The organism is Candidatus Harpocratesius sp., from assembly GCF_054039255.1.
In genome coordinates this window covers 12,568-35,006 of record NZ_JBPLBG010000049.1, presented here as the reverse complement: position 1 = coordinate 35,006, position 22,439 = coordinate 12,568, and the positions used below count along the sequence as shown (strand labels likewise).

Annotated in this window: 23 protein-coding genes, 1 tRNA gene and 1 pseudogene; 10 read left to right on the top strand and 15 right to left on the bottom strand. The window is 30.4% G+C overall.

Annotation, left to right across the window (positions count from 1 at the left end):
- Positions 1–64 precede the first annotated feature (64 nt).
- From ACXLDF_RS11695 to ACXLDF_RS11685, 3 genes are all read right to left on the bottom strand, one after another.
- Complete coding sequence (locus ACXLDF_RS11695; RefSeq protein ID WP_457558712.1) at positions 65–1,339, bottom strand: lactate racemase domain-containing protein; 1,275 nt, start codon at positions 1,337–1,339, stop codon at positions 65–67.
- A gap of 138 nt (positions 1,340–1,477) precedes the next feature.
- Complete coding sequence (locus ACXLDF_RS11690; RefSeq protein WP_457558711.1) at positions 1,478–2,125, bottom strand: class II aldolase/adducin family protein; 648 nt, start codon at positions 2,123–2,125, stop codon at positions 1,478–1,480.
- Between the two features lie 556 nt (positions 2,126–2,681).
- Complete coding sequence (locus ACXLDF_RS11685) at positions 2,682–2,924, bottom strand: LSM domain-containing protein (protein WP_457558710.1); 243 nt, start codon at positions 2,922–2,924, stop codon at positions 2,682–2,684.
- 184 nt (positions 2,925–3,108) lie between these two features.
- Between ACXLDF_RS11685 and ACXLDF_RS11680 the strand changes: the two genes are divergently transcribed.
- Positions 3,109–3,783, top strand: a complete 675-nt coding sequence (locus tag ACXLDF_RS11680; RefSeq protein ID WP_457558709.1) for a class I SAM-dependent methyltransferase — start codon at positions 3,109–3,111, stop codon at positions 3,781–3,783.
- 29 nt (positions 3,784–3,812) lie between these two features.
- Here ACXLDF_RS11680 and ACXLDF_RS11675 read toward each other — a convergent pair whose 3' ends face one another.
- The 5 genes and pseudogenes from ACXLDF_RS11675 to ACXLDF_RS11655 form a co-directional block, all read right to left on the bottom strand.
- Complete coding sequence (locus ACXLDF_RS11675) at positions 3,813–4,706, bottom strand: RIO1 family regulatory kinase/ATPase domain-containing protein (protein WP_457558708.1); 894 nt, start codon at positions 4,704–4,706, stop codon at positions 3,813–3,815.
- Positions 4,707–4,769: 63 nt separating this feature from the next.
- Entirely contained in the window at positions 4,770–5,210 is a 441-nt protein-coding gene (locus ACXLDF_RS11670) for a peptidylprolyl isomerase (RefSeq protein ID WP_457558707.1), read from the bottom strand.
- Positions 5,211–5,426: 216 nt separating this feature from the next.
- On the bottom strand, positions 5,427–5,741 hold the full coding sequence (locus tag ACXLDF_RS11665) for a hypothetical protein (RefSeq protein ID WP_457558706.1): 315 nt from the start codon (positions 5,739–5,741) through the stop codon (positions 5,427–5,429).
- A 214-nt stretch (positions 5,742–5,955) separates the two neighbouring features.
- The gene (locus ACXLDF_RS11660) at positions 5,956–6,171 is read right to left on the bottom strand and encodes a hypothetical protein (RefSeq protein ID WP_457558705.1); all 216 of its coding nucleotides are present in this window, start codon (positions 6,169–6,171) and stop codon (positions 5,956–5,958) included.
- An 18-nt stretch (positions 6,172–6,189) separates the two neighbouring features.
- A pseudogene (locus ACXLDF_RS11655) lies at positions 6,190–6,384 on the bottom strand (transcription factor E); the annotation flags it as partial.
- Between ACXLDF_RS11655 and ACXLDF_RS11650 the strand changes: the two are divergent.
- A complete protein-coding gene (locus tag ACXLDF_RS11650; protein WP_457558704.1) occupies positions 6,356–6,502 on the top strand; it encodes a hypothetical protein in 147 nt (48 codons plus the stop codon). The pseudogene ACXLDF_RS11655 and the gene ACXLDF_RS11650 overlap by 29 nt on opposite strands.
- Positions 6,503–6,583: 81 nt before the next feature.
- On the opposite strand, the gene ACXLDF_RS11645 is transcribed toward ACXLDF_RS11650, so the two are convergent.
- A complete protein-coding gene (locus tag ACXLDF_RS11645; protein WP_457558703.1) occupies positions 6,584–7,333 on the bottom strand; it encodes an ArsR family transcriptional regulator in 750 nt (249 codons plus the stop codon).
- Between the two features lie 232 nt (positions 7,334–7,565).
- Positions 7,566–8,513 carry an MBL fold metallo-hydrolase gene (locus tag ACXLDF_RS11640; RefSeq protein WP_457558702.1) on the bottom strand — a complete coding sequence of 316 codons (948 nt, stop codon included), beginning with the start codon at positions 8,511–8,513 and terminating at the stop codon, positions 7,566–7,568.
- 531 nt (positions 8,514–9,044) lie between these two features.
- On the opposite strand from ACXLDF_RS11640, the gene ACXLDF_RS11635 reads away from it, so the two are divergent.
- Both ACXLDF_RS11635 and ACXLDF_RS11630 read left to right on the top strand, forming a co-directional pair.
- Positions 9,045–9,845: a hypothetical protein gene (locus tag ACXLDF_RS11635; RefSeq protein ID WP_457558701.1), complete on the top strand. Its 801-nt coding sequence runs from the start codon at positions 9,045–9,047 to the stop codon at positions 9,843–9,845.
- A 179-nt stretch (positions 9,846–10,024) separates the two neighbouring features.
- Entirely contained in the window at positions 10,025–10,915 is an 891-nt protein-coding gene (locus ACXLDF_RS11630) for a hypothetical protein (protein ID WP_457558700.1), read from the top strand.
- A gap of 59 nt (positions 10,916–10,974) precedes the next feature.
- Here ACXLDF_RS11630 and ACXLDF_RS11625 read toward each other — a convergent pair whose 3' ends face one another.
- Entirely contained in the window at positions 10,975–11,433 is a 459-nt protein-coding gene (locus tag ACXLDF_RS11625; protein ID WP_457558699.1) for a hypothetical protein, read from the bottom strand.
- 113 nt (positions 11,434–11,546) lie between these two features.
- Here ACXLDF_RS11625 and ACXLDF_RS11620 point away from each other — a divergent pair, with 113 nt between their 5' ends.
- From ACXLDF_RS11620 to ACXLDF_RS11610, 3 genes are all read left to right on the top strand, one after another.
- Entirely contained in the window at positions 11,547–12,131 is a 585-nt protein-coding gene (locus tag ACXLDF_RS11620) for a Rab family GTPase (protein WP_457558814.1), read from the top strand.
- Positions 12,132–12,221: 90 nt separating this feature from the next.
- Complete coding sequence (locus tag ACXLDF_RS11615) at positions 12,222–12,479, top strand: hypothetical protein (RefSeq protein ID WP_457558698.1); 258 nt, start codon at positions 12,222–12,224, stop codon at positions 12,477–12,479.
- A gap of 228 nt (positions 12,480–12,707) precedes the next feature.
- A complete protein-coding gene (locus ACXLDF_RS11610; protein ID WP_457558697.1) occupies positions 12,708–13,145 on the top strand; it encodes a hypothetical protein in 438 nt (145 codons plus the stop codon).
- Between the two features lie 84 nt (positions 13,146–13,229).
- Here the strand turns inward: ACXLDF_RS11610 and ACXLDF_RS11605 are convergent, their stop codons facing one another.
- From ACXLDF_RS11605 to ACXLDF_RS11595, 3 genes are all read right to left on the bottom strand, one after another.
- Complete coding sequence (locus ACXLDF_RS11605) at positions 13,230–14,030, bottom strand: RNA methyltransferase (protein ID WP_457558696.1); 801 nt, start codon at positions 14,028–14,030, stop codon at positions 13,230–13,232.
- A gap of 69 nt (positions 14,031–14,099) precedes the next feature.
- Positions 14,100–15,383, bottom strand: coding sequence for a PAS domain S-box protein (locus ACXLDF_RS11600; RefSeq protein WP_457558695.1), 1,284 nt, complete (start codon positions 15,381–15,383; stop codon positions 14,100–14,102).
- A gap of 183 nt (positions 15,384–15,566) precedes the next feature.
- Positions 15,567–17,633, bottom strand: coding sequence for a TIM-barrel domain-containing protein (locus tag ACXLDF_RS11595; protein WP_457558694.1), 2,067 nt, complete (start codon positions 17,631–17,633; stop codon positions 15,567–15,569).
- A gap of 646 nt (positions 17,634–18,279) precedes the next feature.
- Here ACXLDF_RS11595 and ACXLDF_RS11590 point away from each other — a divergent pair.
- Entirely contained in the window at positions 18,280–18,594 is a 315-nt protein-coding gene (locus tag ACXLDF_RS11590) for an ArsR/SmtB family transcription factor (protein ID WP_457558693.1), read from the top strand.
- Between the two features lie 201 nt (positions 18,595–18,795).
- A tRNA-Thr gene (locus ACXLDF_RS11585) sits at positions 18,796–18,894 on the top strand.
- Between the two features lie 197 nt (positions 18,895–19,091).
- Here ACXLDF_RS11585 and ACXLDF_RS11580 read toward each other — a convergent pair.
- Positions 19,092–20,561 (bottom strand): aminopeptidase, encoded by a 1,470-nt coding sequence (locus ACXLDF_RS11580; RefSeq protein WP_457558692.1) that lies wholly within the window; start codon positions 20,559–20,561, stop codon positions 19,092–19,094.
- Positions 20,562–20,886: 325 nt separating this feature from the next.
- Here ACXLDF_RS11580 and ACXLDF_RS11575 point away from each other — a divergent pair, with 325 nt between their 5' ends.
- Positions 20,887–22,353 carry an RtcB family protein gene (locus ACXLDF_RS11575; protein WP_457558691.1) on the top strand — a complete coding sequence of 489 codons (1,467 nt, stop codon included), beginning with the start codon at positions 20,887–20,889 and terminating at the stop codon, positions 22,351–22,353.
- The last annotated feature ends 86 nt before the right edge of the window (positions 22,354–22,439 follow it).

Below are 22,439 nucleotides of genomic sequence, written 5' to 3'. Positions count from 1 at the left end.
TTAGTTCAACCTTGTTCAGTTTATTCAATTTTATTCAGCTTTATTCAATTCTCAAAAAAAGTATCTAAAGTTTCTGAGGAATACAATGTAAAGGTTCAGGTATTACGAGGACTCGAAAATTATCTCCAAATTGAGCTTTACAGTAATTTAATGCTTCAGATAATTCTCTCAAGCATTTGATCTGAGGTATAAAATTCTCACATTCTTCAGAAAAAGATGTCTGAGGTGAAAGAATAATAACTGAAATTTTTGACAAAATATTGGTCAAAAGAGAACGATATAATTTGGTTAAAAGATGTAAATTTTTTGGAGAATCACCTTTAAAATTGATATTTATGGGAATATTTACACTTTTGGTGATCATAATTAAAACACCATTGGATTTAAGAGATATTTCTCCATTTGCACAAAGAGATACGAAATTTGAAATTGAGATTTCAGGATAGTTAGAATGAGCTGAAGGAAGAGGAAGAATAGATACATCAAATTGTTTGGTAATGGGAAAAAATGAATTGCGTTTTACATATTGATATATTTGATCATGAACTTGATATGCACCTGCACCTATTTTTAAAATTTCATTCTGAGCATTTGATGCGAATTCTATAACAAAATTGGGCTTAATATGAGTCATTTTTAGTATTTCTTGAGTATTCTTATAAATTGGATTCGATTTCAAGATACCATAGCGGGTCTCAGCAGATCGAAGATTTTCTTCAGAATAAATCGCTTGAGTTGTCATAACTCCTGAAATACCAGGAACAATCAATGTATTTCCCCCTGTAAAACCGCTTATTGGATGTGGTTCCACAGCAGCAACCAATATTTTAAATTTTGATTGAAAATAATATCGATTCAAATAAACAGGCATTCCTGAAGGAGAATCACCACAGTATGTTAAATCTTTCTCATCTTGGGCAGTGTGAGTAATAATATCAAAACGGGATAGAAATTCAACTCCTAATAATCTTTTCATGAATTTAGGAGAGGGTTTAGGATGCATTCCAGTTGCCAGTAGGATTTTTATCTTTGTATCAGGAATTTTTGCATTATTAAAACAGTTTTCCAGCGATTGTAGAATCGATTGACAAATTGTTGGCGGTATATTGAAAGAAATAAGAATACAAATATAATCATCAGAGTTCTCATTCTGAATTTGGGCATTTTCCAAGAGTTTTTTTAAAGGTTTAGTCATATAAGGAGAATTCAAAGCATTTATGAGTGAATCAGCGGGATTTTCGATAGATTTTTCGTGTTTTGGATGTTGAACTTCTATATCTAAATCATCAGGCAGAAAAATCTCAAATTTTTCAGAATAAGATTTTAATTGGATACGCATAAAAATACCTCAAATTGAAATGTTAATTTAGTGAACAAATGATCAAATGAAATATAGTGTTAATAAATGTGAATAAATTTATTCTTAATTATTTTTTAATGCATTCTTTAATGCATTTTTTAATGCATTCTTCATCTCTTAATATGTGCTGAAAAAACTTTTATGTATCTTTAAGAATTTATCCCAGTATTTCTTATCAACAGAATGCACATTGCCTAATTGCTTTGCACCCCAATAGATTTTAGCCATTTTTTCAATCAACAAAGCATTTTTGACTGTATATTCCATAGTGCGCCCACATACAACAACGCCATGATTTTCCATTATAACGCCATTAGTTTCGCCCATGCAGTGCTCTGCTTGAATCCCTAATTGTTCTGTTGCTGCTTCAACATAATCTACAACTTGAATTTCACCCCCTAAGAAGACCAAGGCTTCTTCAAATAGAATTGGAATATTTTGTTTAACCATAGAAAACATACTGGCATAAATTGAATGAGTGTGAATCACACATGTGGCTTTAGGGCGCTGTTGATAGATTGCAACATGAAGACGGTATTCAGAAGATGGTTTACGTTCTTTTGAGAGTAATGTTCCATCAAATTTCATATGAACGATATCTTTAGAAGTTAAAGATAGATAATCGTTTTGAGTGGGTGTTATGAAGAGTTCATCTTGATCAGCAACACGCATTGAAACATTTCCTTCTCCAAATTCAACTAAATGACCCTTAAAAATATCTTGCGCCCCCTGAACAACTGCTATTCGATAATCATTTTCAGTCATTTGAGATTTTTTTTGCAATTTCATTATATTTTCTAGTGTAATAGTGAAACAATATTATTTTAATGATATGAGAAAGCATGCAATGAAGAAATACAAGAAAGTGAGCAGTATATTCTAGAATATTTTGCAAAATAATTCTTTTTACTAAAATATTTTGGATTAAATAAAGAAAAATAACAATGAAAAAAATAAATTTGTTTTTTTATGTCTAATTCAAAGTAAAATTTTTACACTCAGAGAAGTTAATAAAAAAAATGGAGTGAATTTAAGATAACAGAAAAAATAACATTTAAGATTTTATAAAAAAGACAAATTTGTGAATAACAACAAAAATTAAGTATTATTTAAATAATAAGGGCAAATTAAAGTATCAAACTCTCAATATGATATGGGATTTTTTTGATCAAGATTTTACTAATTAAAATTTTTAGTAAAAAAAAATTCTTTCTGTTATTTTTCGAAATACCCACTTAAGGTGTTATAAACCTGAAATCAGAAGAATTTAATATTTAATGAATTCGATTCTATGGCAGAACAGAAAGAAATGAAGAGGAATTTAATCCGCTTCTGGTAATATAAAAAGAATATTATTTCCCCTTACAAAAAGCTCAGAATAATGATTTGTTTTTTCCTCATGGGGAATGGTCTCGGTGACCTTTTCAATTATTAAATTCATAAAATTATCATATTCCTTTAAATTACCACGATATTCAGTTGAGTCCTTCAAGCGAACTACAATTTCTTGTCCAATTCGGTTTTGAAGCGCTCGTAATGGATTACGACTGTTATTATATGCCATAAAGAACACGTAACTTAATCAATGGAATAAATAGTGATGCATCCTTTAAAAAACAATGAGATCTTTCACTTAATAATATTTAAAAGGAGATCAAGAGATCATGAGCTCAAAATGATTAATTGATCAAATGATTAAATTATCCCCAATTATCTTTTATTATACAAAATATCAGTGTGAATCAAGCATGAATGAATCAGATCCTTTGTCTCTTTTTCTTTCACAAAAAAAGAAGAAAGAAATCCAAGCGCTTTATAATGAGAAAAGTTATGTAGAAATCTACGATAATCGCTATGGAACGCTTCAATCAGAAAAGTTTTCACTTATTTCTGCAAAAGAAATGGAATTTTCAGATGTTTGGCTTGATTTTGGATGTGGAACGGGATTGACTTGGGATTTTATAATTAATTCTCAAGACTTAGAAAAATTTCTCACATTTCGTTTTCGTTATATTGGTTGCGACTTATCTAGTGAGATGTTATTAAAATTTAAATCTAAATGGATTGAACATGATTTCAAAGATAAAAAAGTAAATGACTATCCACATTTAATCTGTGCAGACGGTGAGAATTTACCCTTCCGAAATAGCGCAATATCTAATGTAATTTCTCTAACAACTCTTCAAAATCTACCTAATCCAATGAAAGGAATAAAAGAAATAAGTAGAATTACTCGAAAAGATGCTAATTTAATTAGTAAAATCATGATTTCTGTGTTAAAAAAGAAGTATCATTTAGGACAATGGAAAAAATGGTTGAGTGAAATATTTTCATCACCAAATTTTACATTAGAAATAATTAACAATTCAACTGATTCCAATATTGAGGATTGGATATTTTATATTCATTCAAAAATTCAATAGAATAAAGGAATTGATGAATTGTGATATTTTCATTTATTATCTACTAAATGCTTCAAAAAATCATCTAAATCAAAATCAACATGATAATTTTTCCGAAAAAAGATATTTACATTTGATAAATCACGGGTTAAATAAGAGATTGCATTTGGGTGTTCGCTACTCTCCCACTGTGGCCAATCGATAATCTGAACTTTTTGATCTGGAGTAATTATGATATTAAATTCACCCAAATCACAATGAATTATTTTTCCTTGTAAATAAAGAATCTCAATTTGATGAAGAATTTGATTTAAAATCTCTTCAGGGTTTTCCAGTTCTGGAATAGTACTTATTAATTTTCCTTCGACCAAACTCATAACTACCATATGTCGATTTTGTCCAAATGGAACTGGAGTATTAATTTTTAATTGCGAAATTTTCTGTAATGCAGCAAATTCTGATTCTGCTGAAAGACGACTTACATATAACCAAGAGATGTGTCTACGATTCTTTATATAATTCCTCAATTTTCGGATTTGTCGAAAACTAGTTTGGCCAATTCGGTGAATTTTCAAAGCACATTCTTCTCCATTTGGCAATTTTGCAATGTATACATCCGATTCCTTTCCACGCCCAATTAAATCACCAACAGCTATAATAATCTCTTGTTGAGTTAAAGTATGAAGGGCTAAAACATCGTATGATTCTGAAATAAGTTGATATCCTACATAACCCACCTGTGAATTACGCTGAAGAATGCCCAGTTTATGGAGTTTATTAAGTCGATATTCAGTTTCTGATTTTAGAATGCGAGCATAATAACTTATTTGATCCATTGGGACAAATTCGAAACGGCGCATTCCCAACTCGATTCCAGTCAACACACGAATATCTTCAGGTTCTAAATCTCGCACCATATGTGCTGCCCTAAATACTTGAGCCATTTTAATATCAACGCCTATTTCTTAAAATTAATAAATAATAGCCAAAAAAGAATAAAAAAAGGATTAAATCTCTTCAACTTTCAGCATTTGGTCGCCTTGTTCAATCTTTGATATAAATTCCATCCCACTAACAACTTGGCCAAATACTGTATGTTTTCCATCAAGATGTTTGGTATTTTCTCGATTTAGTACGATAAAAAATTGAGAACCACCAGTATCTTTTCCACGATGAGCCATGCTTAAAGCTCCGGGCTTGTGAATTAACGGATTACCTTCAGTTTCGCATTTAATAGTCCATCCCGGACCACCAGTGCCATCTCCAATAGGACAACCCCCTTGTACAACAAAGTCAGGGATAACTCGATGGAAAGTTAATCCATCATAAAATTTCTGATTAACTAATTTAAGAAAATTAGCCACAGTTCCTGGTGCATGTTCTGGATATAATTCAATTAATAGAGTTCCTTTATTCGTTTCCATTTTTACACGTGGATTTGATTTCATACTAATCACTTAAGCAATTAAATCCTCGATTACTTGAAAAGTTATGGAATTGATCGAATTTGACAATGAAAAAAATTAATCTACACTGTGCGAATAAGTTTATTCTTTCATCACAGAATAGAAAATTAACTAGTAGATAAAGAATAAATGGAAAAACGTATTGAATCTGGAATAAATGGAATAAAAAGAAACAAAAAATATCAAGAATATAAAGAACTATCCTCCAGAATGAGATGTAACCAAATCTAACTCAGCAATTTTTACTTCTTGTTCCCCAACTACCTGTTTTTTCTTGATAAGATCTGAGAATAGATCACCCTTTTGAACTATATTACCTGAATTAAAGATTTGATGGCGTTCATATAATTGAGCTAATTGCTGACTTTCAAGTGGTTTTCCTGCATTTTTAAGTTGACTGATGGCTTCGTTAAAAATTGTATCAATACTAAGCGAAGGATCATCAATTTTAATAAAAAAAGGCTTGTTTGATAATGCCGAATTAATTTTAACAATATAAGTGTTTGAATCCATAATTTTATTATCCCTCATTGATAGTGATATGATCTAATAATAGATACCATCTATATTTATTTTTGGAATTAGAATTATAAATTCCGAATTTAGTGTTAACAACCGCTTATTAATGAAGAATTTAATATTAAAAAAGTAGAAAATAAGAATAAGTATATAGATAGAAAAAATTATGAGTTAAAATAATCGTAAAAATACATGAAAAGTGGATTTTTTATAAATTTCTTAATTTTATTATTGAGTCTTTGAGAAATTGAACTTTCTTTTTATTCTCATCCGCGATTAATTGCCCTTTTTGACAAATAGGACAAATGAAATTATAATCCATTGCTTCAATAAAGATATATCTTCCTTCACATCCATTACTGCATTGGAAGAAATAATTCTGTTCTTCATACTTCATTCGAGATTCTAATTTTTCAATGACCATTTCCCTCCGTTCTTGTAATAACAAGGGCAAATTGTCGAATGATTCATTCCAGAAATAAACAAACCAGCCTGAACGTTTATCCCGAACTCGTTTAAATTCAGTTAATTTATTCTCATTTAAAATGTAGAGGATTTTTCGAACTACATTAAGTTTAACTTTGCTTAATTCGGCAATTTTCTCATCAGTGGTTTCATCACCAGCATCTAGTAAGATTTTAGCGATTTTAAGTGCTTCAGGACCACCAAAATCTTTTAAAACAGCTTTTAATGTTGCAGATAGCGTTTTCTTTTTCTCTGTAGGAATCGAAGGTCACCTTAGAAAAACAGTATAGAATAGGAAAATAAACGTATCATGATAAAAAAAATTTTGCGTTTCAATATTTACAATATATATACTACATTATACTTCCATTTTATTCATGCTCAAAGAAATAATCAAAGGCACGCTTTATTGGGAGTATTTGAACACCAATAAAATATGGATGGACAACCGGATCAGGTTTATCTGCTTCTTTATTATCTTGTTCTGCTTTTTTATAAATTGGCCATAGACCTTTACGCATTTCTGCAGCAATGCTATCTGTATAAAAGGAGACAACTGAAAGTCTTCCTTTTTCAGCTTTTAAAGAGGCAATTTCTTCAATGGTAGCAAGATCTTGATTAGAATCTAAGCGTTTTTCGAGAGCAGATAGATATTTTAACCATTTACTTAAAAATTGAGATTGAACTTGTGCAAAAGATTGGTGAATCTGTAAGAATTCTTTAAATTCTGCTACGCGATCTTCATGATTTTCACATTTACGTCTTGCGATTTTTTCTTCATAATCTTCGACTAATCGAAAGTATTTTGTCGGAATAGAACCCCGTGCTTTTTCTTCTCTTGCAACTCGAACTAATCCCATACGTTCCATGTCCGAAAGATGTATTGAAATGGTAGATTTTGATTTACTGGTAAATTCCTTCAATTGTTTTAAACTAAGTTCTGGAAACATTGATAATAGAGAAAAAATCAGAAATTTAGGTTTACTTTGCATAACATCTTTAAAAGAAATTACGCCTTCTGATTTATTTTTTGATTTACATTCGTGATGTTTGTGGGTCTTGGATTTATGAGAAGAAGACCGACTAGTTTCATCAGATTTTTGAGTATTAGAGATAGACATCACCTAGAGAAAATGACTATTGTTTTAGTGTTATTTTTTTAATGAAAATATAATAATAAATCCTTGAAATGACATATAATTAATATTTTATGAATCTGAGTTATTGTTACTTAGTGAAATATCTTGTTTATCAAGTGTAAATTAGTTTTTTAATCGAAAAAAAATGGAGCGAATTTTAATTTATTGAATGATTGCTTACAATTCAATTTTGGCTTTTCTAAATTTAAGTGTTCTATATTCTCATTACAAATTTGGATAAAGGAGGGAATATATTATGTGATGGAGATTTATTGCTTATTGAATTAGTTTCTTGCAAATGCAACAACATTTCACGAAATTCTAAAACTTCACATTTTTCCCATGCTTTTCCAGAACTGCTTAAAAAGATGTTTATGTCATCTTTTACGATTTTAGTTAAAATTTTGATAATGTTGTTTAGTGAATTAGCTTGTTGAGCAAATTCAACCAATTTTGAAGCATTGAGATAATCTTGACATAAGATGGACCCTATAAATGCAGTTTTAAGCTCAGGTATTCGAATAATTAAATCTTCTTCAGTAAATGCGGGACCTACATTTTGAATGTCAACTGAAATTTTATCGCTAGATAAATAAATGTGATCTTCAATTAGCAAATTTGGTAATCGAAAGTTAAAATTCGACATTTTACTCAATTGGAATAATTTAATTACTTCTTCTAAGCATTCAATAGAATTAGGATTTTCTTCATTAATATATTCCATCACGATGTTTTGAAAAGAATCTTCCATATTCGTTGCCCATTGTCTTAGTATAGAGAATCCTTTCTCTGACATCTGCTTAAAAGATTGGATTCCAGCCAAGATTGGAATATTTGAGTTAAAGGAGAGATATCCCATTAAATGATCAATATGAGAATGGCTATTAATTAAATATTGCAATGGTTTATGAAGATGCTCTTCTATAAATGCAATAAGTTGCATATTTGCTTTTGGTGAGATAAATGAATCTATGAGAATTATCCCAGATTTCAGCTCTATTAATACAACATTTGATTCGTCATAACCCATATGTTTTGGCTTGATAAGATGAATTACGGAATGTATTGTTGATATGTGGAAATATGAGGAATGAAAAGGTGGAGATTCTTGAACAGGGATAGGTAATGATAAATGAGTGTTTATAGGAGATTGAATATTCATTTGTAAAACCTTTGAAATATTGAGTGATTTTTAAATTTTTGAATAGAACGCATTTATTTTAACGTTATTAAAATTTATGGTAATTCAAACGTTAAATTAATTTTAGTAATAATCGAATAATATATAAAGATTTGCATTTGATTTTTGGCTTAATTTCCTTTTGATTTATATTCACTTTATTTTTGATTTATTCTGATTTCTCTTTTTGGTGTAGTTAATTTTCATAAGTGACAATTTTTTATTTTTTTCATGAAGTTTCACGATAATCTTTCTCCCTCATCTAGCACTCTGACATAATATCACTCATTTAGATGGTGAAGATTAATGTGAAAGGTCATGTTTTTTTTGAATTTATTTTTAAATTCTTTATTTTTTTTTCTATTTGATAGACATTGAGTTATTCCATTTGTTCTATTTGAACCACAAATTTTAATTTTCTCTAAAGTATTCCAAAATTATTTAGGTTAATTACAATCAATTCATATTATTTAGAACAATTGGAATAATTTGATTCATCAAGAGGAAAACATCATGTCAGATCACTTTCTTATGAAACTTGTTAATAATCCCAATGTGGATGATCCTGTGAAAAATGCACCTGATGTGCATAAGCATTTCACCAGATATTCCAAAGGAATGTTTGAAGGTCCAGTCATTAAGATATCACAGACAAAAGCAAAAATTTCACTCTGGGCATCGCATGAATATGAAGATCTGCTATTAAGATTTGCTTTAAAAGGTTGTACAGACGATGAAATTAGTGTAACTGGAAATATTATCGGTGGAATTGATTTTGCACCCCTATTAGATAAGCTTGGCTTTCCTAAAGAATGGCATCCTGTAAAAAGTAAAGGTCAAACTAAAAATTATACTACAGAAATTAAGACTGCAAAATCGATTGAACGAAAAAAATTAATGGAATTAGCGTTAAAAGGAACACCATATGTCTATATCTTACTAAGTTTCACCAGTTCAGATAAATCAGTTGTCTTAAAGATCAAAAAAAAGCCACCACGTCCCAGTTCAAAAAATCCAGAAGATTCTTCAGCAACCAATAAATTAAAATTTGCTTCGCTGAAATTACCAAATACACAATCAATGCTAAATGACTTATTAGATGAAATTGCAGGGGATTTTAGGGATGAAATACCTTCACATTGGAAATCTATAATTATGCAAAACAGCTACGAAATTAATGAATTAGAAATTCCTAAAGATAAAAAGTTAAATTCAAGATTAATTCGACTTCACACTCTGAGAAAAGGTGTCTTAAATCGAATAATTGAGATTGATAAAGAAATTTTAAAAAATGAAGTAAATTTCAAAGCATAAGTGTAGATTAATATTTTTTCATTTATGTGACAATTTTTTACTTTCATTGAATTTTTTTTAGTTCATTTTAATATCTAGATAACATAACGTTATTTTAAAAATACTATTTAATTTGAAATACCTTCTGAAAAGAACATAGATTCAAAAATAATAAATAACACTTGTTATTTTATTTTAATATGCCACGAAAAAAAAATCCAAATAAATATCCTTATGCAAAAACCCTTCTGGAAACACAACTCTCCATCAGACAAGTTCAAAATGAATTAAAGCGGATTTTCGGCTCAGGCATGTCTCCCAATCAATTATTGGAATTACGATCTCAAATTATAAATGAGAGAGAACAAAACATTAAGAACAATAAATTAAAGCAATTTTTACATCCAGAATCTCAAAATTCAGAAGATATTAGATATTTTGCAGATCAATTCAATGAAAGTATGAGTAAATTCACTGAACAATTGAAAGCGCAACAAATTATTCTAACTGAATTAAGTGATAAATTGAATATGGTAAAAATTGATAAAAATAAATCCACCATTCAACAAAATGAAATCACAAATCTTTCAAATAGTATTATCATTGATAATGAATTAGAAAACTCACTAGATTTGAAAACTTCACCCCATGAAATTTTGTTTAAATTAGAAAATTGGCAAGCACAATTATCAGATTATTTAAATGAAAAGTATGCAGATAAATATCAGATTCAAGAATTTCTTGATATCCCCTTAGAAATAGTTGAAATTTTACTTAATCATCTGGAAGTTCAAGGAAAAATTATTTCCCATTTCAAGGATGGCTTTAAAATATATTCACTCACCAAAAAAGAATCATTTCTTAATGAAGAAGTAGATCATTATTACCAATTTATTATTACCACTTTAATTGAGCATTTGCTTGATGAATCTAAAGAATTTTTTCCAGAACTTACACAAAATTCAAAAAAAATAGAGTTGACCTCTAAAATTTTAATACCTGTAAAAGCAGCTCTTAAATCTGCATGGGAACAATGGGAAAAGGAATTTGTGTCTCAACTACACTTTTTTCAGAATAATGAAGAAATATAATTTTCTTATAGAATACTTAAAAATTAGGTTAAGAATGATAAAAGAATAATTAAGAGCATTTATCTTTCAAAATTCTCCAGATTTCCAGAAGGTATATTTATTTGAAAAGTTCTACTCTCAATTTCATCAGAACATAATAAATTGTAAGTTTTAATCCAAATATCTACTCGGGTAAGTAAATCTTCAGATCCACAAGGCATAAGTAAAATATCCTCAAACATATGCTTTACTTTTTCTTCGATTTCATGATAATGTTGCTTCAAAGACAGTCCGATAACAGGAATATTCATATAATACTCTGACTCCTTAATTTTCTCTAAAATATCTTTTAAACCAATCCATGGGCGATCTGTATTTAAAAAGAAAAGCTTTATATTCCAAGAAGGATCGAGAACATCTATATCATCAAAATTATCCAGAGGAATGATATTATATAAAAATTTAAGGTGAGAATCTAAAATTTCATAAAATTTCAAATCTGTTGCAATAAGAATAATAGTTCCAGAATTACAACTCATTTCTAAATACACTTCGATATAGATCAATATAAATGAATTTATTAGCTTATAATGGAAGATCGATTTTATTCAATATTATAAAGTAATCATGAAAATCCTCTTATTTTTTAAGTATACTGAACAAATATTTCATAATGGGTTCTCCTCGTTTGATCAAAATTGCTATACTAGGTGAAGGTGGTGTTGGTAAATCAACTCTACTTGAAGCAAAATGCTATCATAATTTTAATGAAACATCTAAAATGACAGTTGGTGTAGACTTTGCATGCGTGGAAATGAAATTAAATGAAGATCCTCAAATCTCGACTTATGATCAATCAAGTTCAGAATCTTTATTAGCATTCGATCTGGGCGGGCAAGAACGTTTTCAATTTCTTCATGATTCTTATATTAAAGGTATAAAGGGTGCGATTATCATGTACGATCTCACCAGATATAAATCCTTTGACAGTATTGAAAAATGGAATCAACTATTACTAAATGAAAATCCGAACATTCCAATAATATTAGTAGGTGCTAAAAAAGATTTAATTTCATCAAAAGACATTATAGATCAATTTAGAAACCAATTTGAAGCACGTCTGCAAACATTTCCAAATAAAGATAAATATTTTGCCCATTTATTTATTTCTTCAAAAACATTTGATGGTGTTGAAGAAGTTTTTATAAAATTATCTCAAGCTTTGAATAAAAATTAATAATTTAAAGGGAAATTTTTTTCTGTAATGCTCAATAATTCGAGTCATAATTTTTTTAAAGCTCGGCAATTTGTTTTGATTTGATATTTCATGCTATTTCAAAATAATGTTCTCCAAGAATGGGGCCAAAGTATCAAAGAAACATTTCAAAATATGGATTACAATGGATTCTGGGGCTGGATTTTGTTAATCCTTGGATTTTTGACCTTTTTCTTATTGATTCTCTTCACACAATATAAACGACCTGAGCGAGATTCAGTTAAATTCACAGCTATAACTTTGATCTTAGCTGGAATCTTTGTTGGGTTTGGATTGGATATGATCTTAATCGCTCGTGGAATTTGGTGATTTTTGAACCTTAGTTGCCAATAACCTTTATTGCTAAAATTCAATCCAAAACTCTTTGTTACTTTTTTTCCTTCATTTCTTCATTTCTATCGCACTTAAATTTTCATCTCGTGAAAGAGAAAGAAAATCAAAATAATGAAAATAAATATAAGTAAAGAGTGATGAAAATATTCACTTAATTTGGAATTATAGATTTTTAAAGGTTCTATAATTATAAAATATGATTGTATGATCCTTCAAACCAATATCTTTCTTACCGTCGTATATATTCTCATCGCGAGTATATTATTATGGTTAATGTTGTGGCTTTCTGCACGATTAATAATATCAAAGTCATATGCAGTGGATAAAAAGTTCATTCTTCTCATTGCAGCGATTATTTTAGTAATTGTAGTTCCGTTAGTGGGAAGTGGAGCAGGTTTTATTTTAGGACTATTAGGAGATTTATTTGCCAGTCTTAGAAACTTAATTACACCTGGTTATGGAAGAAATTACGTAGTTCAATTAGTTCCAATTCTCGTGTTTTTTGTGTTTATGGTGATTTTGAAGTTTGTTGCAGGAATGGATTGGCGAGATGCAACTTGGATCTCCTTTATCAGTTTACTTTTATTGTACTGCTTATATTCCTTAGTTCCTGAATTAGATTTCATGGGTTCTTTGGTATGATATGATGTATCGAGTATATCTATTTTTTACTTTTATTCTTTATTTACTTTGAGATATTTATTCATTCTTTTAAATTATTCATTTTTATTTAAAATACTCATTTCCATGAAAATCTTCATATATATCAGGATTTTCATAAATTTGCAGAATTTTTCTAAAAAAATTACGTAAGTATTCAAATTCTTTTTGCGTAACAATGGCTCTGCCTAAAATATTTTTGAAAGCTGTAAGTGTTCGTTTTTGCCGAAAAGCTGGTAAAGGTGTAGCATTAATTACTTGAGCAATTTTTTCTAAAAGCAAATCTTTATCAGATTTCTTAGCTAAATTAACGTTTCGTCCAATTTGATCTTGTAAATTTCTTGATTGTTGAAAATAAAAATATGATAATATAATTCCCACTGCATGTGATAAATTTAGTGTAGGATAGATGTCATCAGTTGGAATACGCAATAAGAAATCCATGTGTTGTAGTTCTTCATTGGTTAATCCAGTAGATTCCCGTCCAAATACTAATGCAATCCGATCTTGTTGCGAAAATTGATTAATGGAAAACTCAGTTAAAAATAAAGGCATTCGATTTATGTTCTTGTAGGTTATACCCTTTGCTGTAGTTCCGATAACTACATTAAATGATTTCAATTTTTTAGCTAAATATTGATGATATATATCATTTGAAGAACTAATAGGTATAGAATGAATTTCTGCCTTTTGTAATACATCTTTAGCGTGCATTGCAAAGCCAAATGCAGTATTGGATTGGGGGTTTGCCAAAGGATTGATAAGAATTAAATGAGAAAGTCCAAAATTTTTCATGACACGAGCAACTGCACCAATATTTCCTGCATTTTCAGTGCCAATTAAAACTATCGAAATAAAATTTAGCATCACAATTCAACTTGCAGTTCTTTCCTTCTTATTTTTCTGTATCTTTCTTTCCTTCTGATAGTGAAATGATCAATGATGAAACAGGTCTTCAAGAGAGTGCTGAGAAGATTGCTCAATTCGTTTTAAGTGACTCACAAAAATTGCTGCTAAATTTTGAAAAAGATCTAAAAATTGATCTTTACTTGAAGCTTTAAGTGCAGTATGGAAGAATATAATAATAGCACCTAATATCTCACTATCAGCACTTTGAAAAGGAATTGCCAAAAATGATCCTGAATCTATTGATTTTAACTCATTTTTCATACTGTCATCCAATTTCGACCACATTTCCTTAATCGGTGAATAAAACACAGGTTCTTTTTGGACAATTTTTTTTATCAACCAATCATGTTCTTTAGTCGAAATAACTAAGAAACTTTTAGGTATATTTGAAAATTCTTCTAAATTATTCCAATATGTTACAGCACGAAGTTTTTGCTCATGTGAATCAAATACGGAAAGAAACAAATAATCTGCGATAAAATTAAGGTTTTCTAAATGATCGCTTGGCTGCATGAATTTTCCAATAGCATTAAAATTTTCAGATAGTCTATGAACTAGATCGAATTCTGGAGTTGTGATCAAAGTTGTCGAAATATTTAGCAATATTTGTTCAAAAGCTATTCGATATTGAATTTGTTGTTGTAAAATGAAAGTTTCTGTGACATCTTGACAATTCAAAACAAGCCCTCCAATTTCTGGCTTATCTCGTAGATCTGTTATTGCTGCTTCAATATAGTGATATTTTCCCCATTTATCTAAAAAGCGAAAGTTTATAGTATCTTGCACAGTCTCATTCGCAAAAATTCTGTCTAAACTTTCAATAATACTGCGATCATCTGGATGGATATGCTTGGTTACTCTCTCTTCATCGAATTCACCAGCAGTTATTCCCGTTATCTGTTCAATACTATCACTAATAAACTGGATCTGCATAGATTGCTGAGAGCGCTTTTGGATGACAATAATCACATCATGGGAATTCTCTATCAACGCTCGGTAATATTTCTCCCATTTATTCAATCCTTCTTCCGACCAGCGATATAACTTAGCAGGTCCGATAGTTTTTAATTCAACACGCCCTAATAATTCTAATATTTCTAGTTGTTTAGCAATCCAATTTCGATTCAATTTAGTTTTCTCTTTTAAATCAGTAATAGTCAATCCATCGGGATTATTTTTAAGAGTATCTTCAAGGAATTGAAGTAATTCAGCAGAAACTTCCTTTTTTGTTAAAGATAATTCTGCTGAAATCTCATTAAGTCCTACTGTATCTTTGTTTTGAGAAAGGATGTAATTCCGAACCCGTTTCATTCATATCCCCTTATTTAAGTATGTCGAAAGTGGATAAAAAATTTTAGCAAATTTGCAATGCAAAATTACATCATGTAAAAAAAAATCAATAACAATCATATCCACATTTCGATCATTATAAGAATTATTTTTTCTATTTCATCACAGTAGGAATAATAAAAAAAAGCATAAAATTCTGAAAATCTATACATGAGTGCCGAACTGCGTGGTAATTGAGTCAAACAAATCCTTCCAATCACTATTTTTTTTATAAAAAACTGCAGGATAGCCAAAAGGCACATTAATTTTTACATTCCCCTGATTAAACTCTATACCCGACCACAAATGAATCCAACCATCATCTGGCAAGTATAAAGATTTTTGGGTGGTTTTTTCCTTAACTATTGGAGCCACCCAAACATCTGGTCCTAATAAATATTGATCATCTATTGTACGAACTCGAGGATCATCGAAAAAGTATAAAATGGGTGCTCTGATAATAGGTATTCCTCTATTTTGGTACTCCTCTTCACATTTCTGTAAATACGGCTTGATTAATGAATGAATTTGACTCATTCGAGCTAAATGTTTGAAAATTTCATCATCAGAACTAAATTGCGAAGAAGGGTTATCTCTTTCATCTTTACTATCATTATTAACACTATAACCAAAATAACCATCATTTAAAACCATTAGCAAAGAAAAGCATGATAATTCCGCCCATCTCATTATTAACTCTTTAAAACGTTTGATATCACCATCAGCTGGAATACCACCACCAATATCTGAAAAAATTTGGCAAATTCCACTCATTCCGGCAGAAAGCATAGATGATACTACAGCACCAATTCCTTTATCCCGATCCCATGAAGGAAATAAAAATCCTATCTGAAAAATAGGAGTAAATCTAATAGAATTTAAATACCCAGTGTTACTAATGAATGTAGTGTCAAAATCTTTTGTTACATCAAAGATTGCTTCATAATTTACTTGAGAAAGTAAAACCGGGTATTTATTATGCATCTCCAATCCCTTTTTTTCATCCCCTACCTCTATGTCGATAGGAAGTCGTTCTCCGTAATCAACCAACCAAGCATCTAAGCCAGCTTCTTTAATCAAGTTATTTTTTATAATCTTCTTAAACCAATTAAAACAAGCATGATTGAATAAATTAAGCATTACTGCTTGCTGATCGCCTACAGATACCATGTATTCGGTGTCATAATGAGTATGTATCGAAAAAGATTTGTCAGGGATGTCCTGATAAAGATCTCCTTTGCGAGAAAGCAATCCATTAATATAACCAATAACATGAATCCCAATATTTTTTAAATTTTTGACAAATTCAGGAAATTCTGAAAATCTAATTGGCCGTCCGGAACCATTCCATTTCCAATCCCAAAAAATACCTGTTCCTTCCTTAGTTTTTTGAATACCAGACCAATCAAAAAGCCAAATTGCACCTACTTTCACTCCAGCCTCAATAATTCTTTTTAATCGACTTTCAATCTTTTCATTACCCTTCTTACCAGAATCAGCAATCCATATTCCTTCATAAATCCATTCTGGAAGATGGGGTTGTTTTCCAAGTTTATCCGTAAGATATTCCAAAACTTGAATAGGATTTTCTCCTTTACGAATGAAAATCTTAGATGGGATTCCCCAAAAATATAATTCATGAAAATTTCCCTTTTTTCCCTTTTGGTGAAATCTGAGTTCACCAAAATTATTTGTTTCAATATAACAATAATATTTCACACTTTCAGCAATTCCAATAAAAATTGGAAGTGGAAAACTGCTCTGCATTGATGAGCCTTTTTTTTGTTTCTTTCGAGATCGAATACCTTGCACCCAAAGTTGAACCTTTTTCTTATTCAAACAAAAATTGGAAGCATGTACTCCACTTCCATATATGAATTCAGAATCGTGACAGGGCAAATGAACCCAAATTCGATTAATTTTTTGGTTTTTAGTACTAATCTGAATTTCTAATTCTTCCCCGGCCTTAAATGAAAGTACAACGCTCTCATAAGTTTCTGTATTTGAAAATTGAACATCAACCCTATTTTTTGTGTTGATTTCAATATTAAAGCGATTAAGGGGTATCCTTCTCTGTAATTTCTCCTTGAATTGAAAATTTCCATCTTGAACCTTTATTTTATAATCTCCTATGCCTAAAATTACTGCAGGCTCATCATTTCGATGAGAAAAGAATTTTACATCTTGAAAATAGAGATCAAAACGATTTCCAGATTTAGCCAAATGAATCATTTATGTCGGAACTCCCTTGAAATCGGTTAAATATAATATGATTTCACTTCACTAGTATTAAAAAATTTAGAAAATTAAAAAAAAAAGAGATGATCAAATGATTGAATGAAAATTTAGAAGATATAGCAGAATAATTATCTAGAAGATCTTTTATTTTAATTTAGATGCGTTTTACTTAAGCTCTATTCGAAAATTATATTTCGTGCGAATACACTTAGATTATAGGGAATATTTCAAATATCCATGCTTAAAAAATTATTTTTTTGCAGTTATAAATTGGAATTCAAACGATGTTGTACAGATAGAATTTCCTTCTCCAGAAATACCATTTATTGGTTTAGGTTATTAAGAATCGGATTCTGCATTCATCATATGACAATGTATACATTTTACACTTCTTAAGTATGAATCATTGCATAGCAATTAATCATTTTTTTTTAACTTTTGAAATGATCATTAAGAATTCAATGAAATTATTGTATACAAATTATTCAAATGTATTTATCTTATTCAAGTCATAAGTGGCCAATATGAATCCATAGCCTTATATTACAGAGTTTTCTATATTATTATGTGATTATATTAATAAATTATGAATTTATTAATAAGATTTTTAATTAAATATAATTAGGGAAAGAGGAGAAAAATGGAAATAATTCAAAACATACAAAATAATCAGATTGATTCCTCAGGATATCAACTCGAAACACCAGAATTGGTTAAAATTGCGAAAGCATTATCCAGTGCTACCCGACAAAAAATACTAAAAGAATTAACAATGGCAGCAATGGATGTTTCGGAAATTGCAGCCAAATTAGGGCAAACTGAAGCCAATATCTCGGCCCAAATTGCCATTTTACAAAAAGCCAAATTAATTAATTGCGATTATCGCCCTGGTGGTCATGGCGTACGAAAAGTATGTAGTCTATCATTAGAAAAACTTGAAATTTTGTTTCAATAAGCATTGAATTTATTATAATAAAATAAATAATTTTTTCCTGGTTTATCTCTCTAAAGAATTATTACATAATTACTTGTTCTCTCATGCAATTTATTAGATCATCACTAAATTTAACGATTTTCAAAAAACAATCAACAAAAATTTTTAATGTTACGAAATGTTTATTGACTTAACTCATAATAAACCCTTGCGCATTTTTACGCCAGTGTAGCTTAGTGGTATAGCACTTGATTCGTAATATGAATACATATTCATTCTGAAAAATCAAGAGGTTCAAGGGTTCAATCCCCTTCACTGGCTGATTTTTAAAAAAAAGAAGAGCGTTCTTAAATATTTTCTTCCCAAATCTGCAACTTATATTAATATTAATCAAAAATTTTATTTGTATGCAAGTGCGAGTAAGTTTTGTCATTTTAAATTTTATCGCTATAAACTTATTCGCACTAAAAGAATGGATAAAAAAATAGAAAAATATAATGATTGATCGAGTAGATCCCTTAATCATGCAAAATAAAAGCCAAATAACCGAGATATGTAGCATATACATCCGCAATATGCACAATTTCAAAGGGGCTATGCATGTTCAATACAGGCGTGCCGACATCAATTACATCACAATTAAACGTTTCAGCCATATACTTTGCAATAGTTCCCCCTCCGCCTTTATCAACTTCACCTAACTGACCCATTTGATATGGAACTTTCTTTTCCTCAAATACTTTCCGCATATATGCAACTGTTTCCGCATTTGCATCATTAGCAGAATACTTTCCTCCAGAACCAGTGTATTTTACCAAGGTTATACCTTTACCAAAAACAGCGGCATTTTGTATATCATGAACTGTCTTAAAAGCAGGATCAACTGCAGCAGAAACATCAGAACTTACCATAAAACTATTAGTTAATGCCAAATGTAGATTTGTAATTGTTTCTGGAATACCTGTGCGAACCATGATATCATTCATCACGAAATACAACCATTTTGATTCTGCTCCTGTTGCACCGTTACTTCCTATTTCTTCTTTATCAAAGAAACAAACCACTGAAGTATATGGAGGAATCTCATTAATATCAAAGAGTGCTCGAGCACTTGTCCAAGCACAGACACCATCATCATGTCCTGCAGCTCCAATCATGCTTTTATCAAAACCAATATAACGTGGTTGAATTCCTGAGACTAAATTCAATTCTGCGGATTGAAAATCATCTTCAATCAATCCATACTTTTCATTTAGAATGCTGAGAATATTCAATTTAAATTTTTCTTTGGCTTTTTCATCCGAAACTGGTAATCCACCAGCAATGACAGTCATTTCTTCTGCTTTAATGACTTCCCGCATGGTACGTTTCGCTTGTACAGTAGAAGACAAATGAATTAATAAATCAGGAATAGTAAAAACTGGATCATCAGGATCGCGCCCGATGTCAATTTCTATCCGTTTTCCTTCTTTCGTTATCACAATTCCAGTTAGATGAAGAGGAACGGTGGTCCATTGATATTTCTTAATTCCACCATAGTAATGAGTCTTAAAAAGACCAACCCCTGCTTGTTTATCATCAACTAAAGGATTCACACGCAAATCTAATCGAGGTGTATCGATGTGTGAACCAATTAGATGAGTTCTTTCTGTCATTGGATGTTTTCCAATCACAACTAAAGCAACATTTTTGTATTTATTTACATAATAGATTTTATCACCAGGTTTAAGAGTTGTAATCTCTTTTCCCAATTCTACATGTTTAAATCCGTTCTTTTCAGCTTCTTGAACAGCCCACTTAGTTCGTTCACGTTCAGTTCTTGCATTTCTTATAAATTTAAGATAATCTGTAGCCAGAGAATATACTTCTTTTTTCTGGATTTCATTATATTTTTCCCAAGCAAAGGGAGATTTTTTGGTTAGTTTTTCTTCCAAAAGTGATTTTTTTGAATCATTCTCAGTTGAAGAAATTTCACTATCGAATGGCATAATAGGTAGATTAAGCAAACGTTTTTTTTTAATCTAGTGATTTAAACAAATAATCCAATGGGGAAAAATATGGGATTGATATAAAGAAAATGATTCAATACATGCAAAGATATTATTTAAAACACCATTATATTTCTGAAAGCTTAACTTTTTATGCTGAGGGAATCCTTTGATCATTATCATTGAAATATTGATGGGAATGAATGGAGTGATCAAGATTACAATTTAGATTAGAACTGATCTTTAATAGCCGTAGTAAATTTGCAATTCCAGTTAAGAATATGAAGAAATTCAATCCTATCAATTTATTAATATAGTGATTTATATGATACCAAAAAAAATAGCAGAAGGAATTTATCAAGTAGAACCAGAAATGAAGGTAATAAAATATAATGAAAAAATATACAATTTTACAATGAAGGTACCAGCACGAGTGTATGCTAACGACTATCTTATGCAACATATTAAAAATGATCGAAGTATCGATCAAATTACAAATGTTGCCTGCCTACCAGGAATTCGTAAACATGTAATCGCTATGTCTGATGCCCATCAAGGATATGGTTTTTGTATTGGAGGTGTGGCAGCTACAAGTGTTGATGGAGGTGCCATAAGTCCAGGAGGCGTTGGTTATGACATCAACTGTGGAGTGCGCTTGCTGCGAACTGGATTGAATTATTCAGATATTGCACCGCAAATTCCAGCATTAACAGAAGCTTTATTCAGGCATATACCTAGTGGTTTAGGATCAAAAGGAAAACTGCATATTACAGAAAGCGATTTAAATCATGTTTTAGATGAAGGCATTGATTGGGCAATTAAGCATGGATATGGATTTGATAAAGATCGATATTTCTGCGAGGATCAAGGTCGAACTGTGGGAGCCGACTCTAGTCTGGTTTCAAACAAGGCGAAAGCACGAGGTCTTCGACAATTAGGGTCATTAGGATCTGGAAATCATTTTATTGAAATTCAAAGAGTCGAAAAAATATTTGATGAAGAAGCTGCAAAAGTCATGGGTATAGTAGAAAACCAAGTAACTGTTATGATTCATACTGGTTCTCGTGCAATGGGTCACCAAATTTGCACAGATTCTCTTCAAGAAATTGATCATATGATGCATCGAGAAAATATAGTTCCACCGGACAGAGAACTGAGTTATGTTATTTCAGGAACAAAAGAAGCGGCCCGGTATTTGGCGCAAATGCGGGCTGCTGCAAACTTTGCCTATACAAACAGACATATAATAATGCATTGGACACGAGAAGCATTTAACGAAGTCTTACATATATCACCCGAACAAATGGAATTGGTTTATGATGTTGCTCATAATATTTTAAAAATTGAAGAACATGATGTAGGCAGCGGAAAACGTGAGATGGTTAACGTTCATCGAAAGGGTGCCACTCGTGCCTTTCCTCCAAATCATCCTGATTTGCCAGAAAAATACAGATCCATAGGACAACCAGTTTTAATTCCAGGAAGTATGGGAACAGCTTCATATTTATGTGTCGGTCAAGAAAAAGCAATGGAATTAAGTTTTGCCAGCACAGCCCACGGCGGAGGACGTGAAATGAGTCGTTCTAAAGCCAAACGTAAATTCTATGGAAAAAATATTCAACAGGAATTAAATCAAAAAGGAATTGCTGTCAAAGCAGCTTCATTAAAAGTATTAGCAGAAGAGGCACCCTTGGCTTATAAAAATATCGATCAAGTAGTCAACGTGAGTCATGATTTGGGTATTATTAAAAAGGTTGCTAGATTAGTTCCGATCGGGGTTACAAAAGGATAAATTATCAATTTTATCCAATTTTTAAATTTAATATAGTTTTTTGATTTTTCTTATCTTTTTTTAATGATTTTTCAGATGGAAAGAAA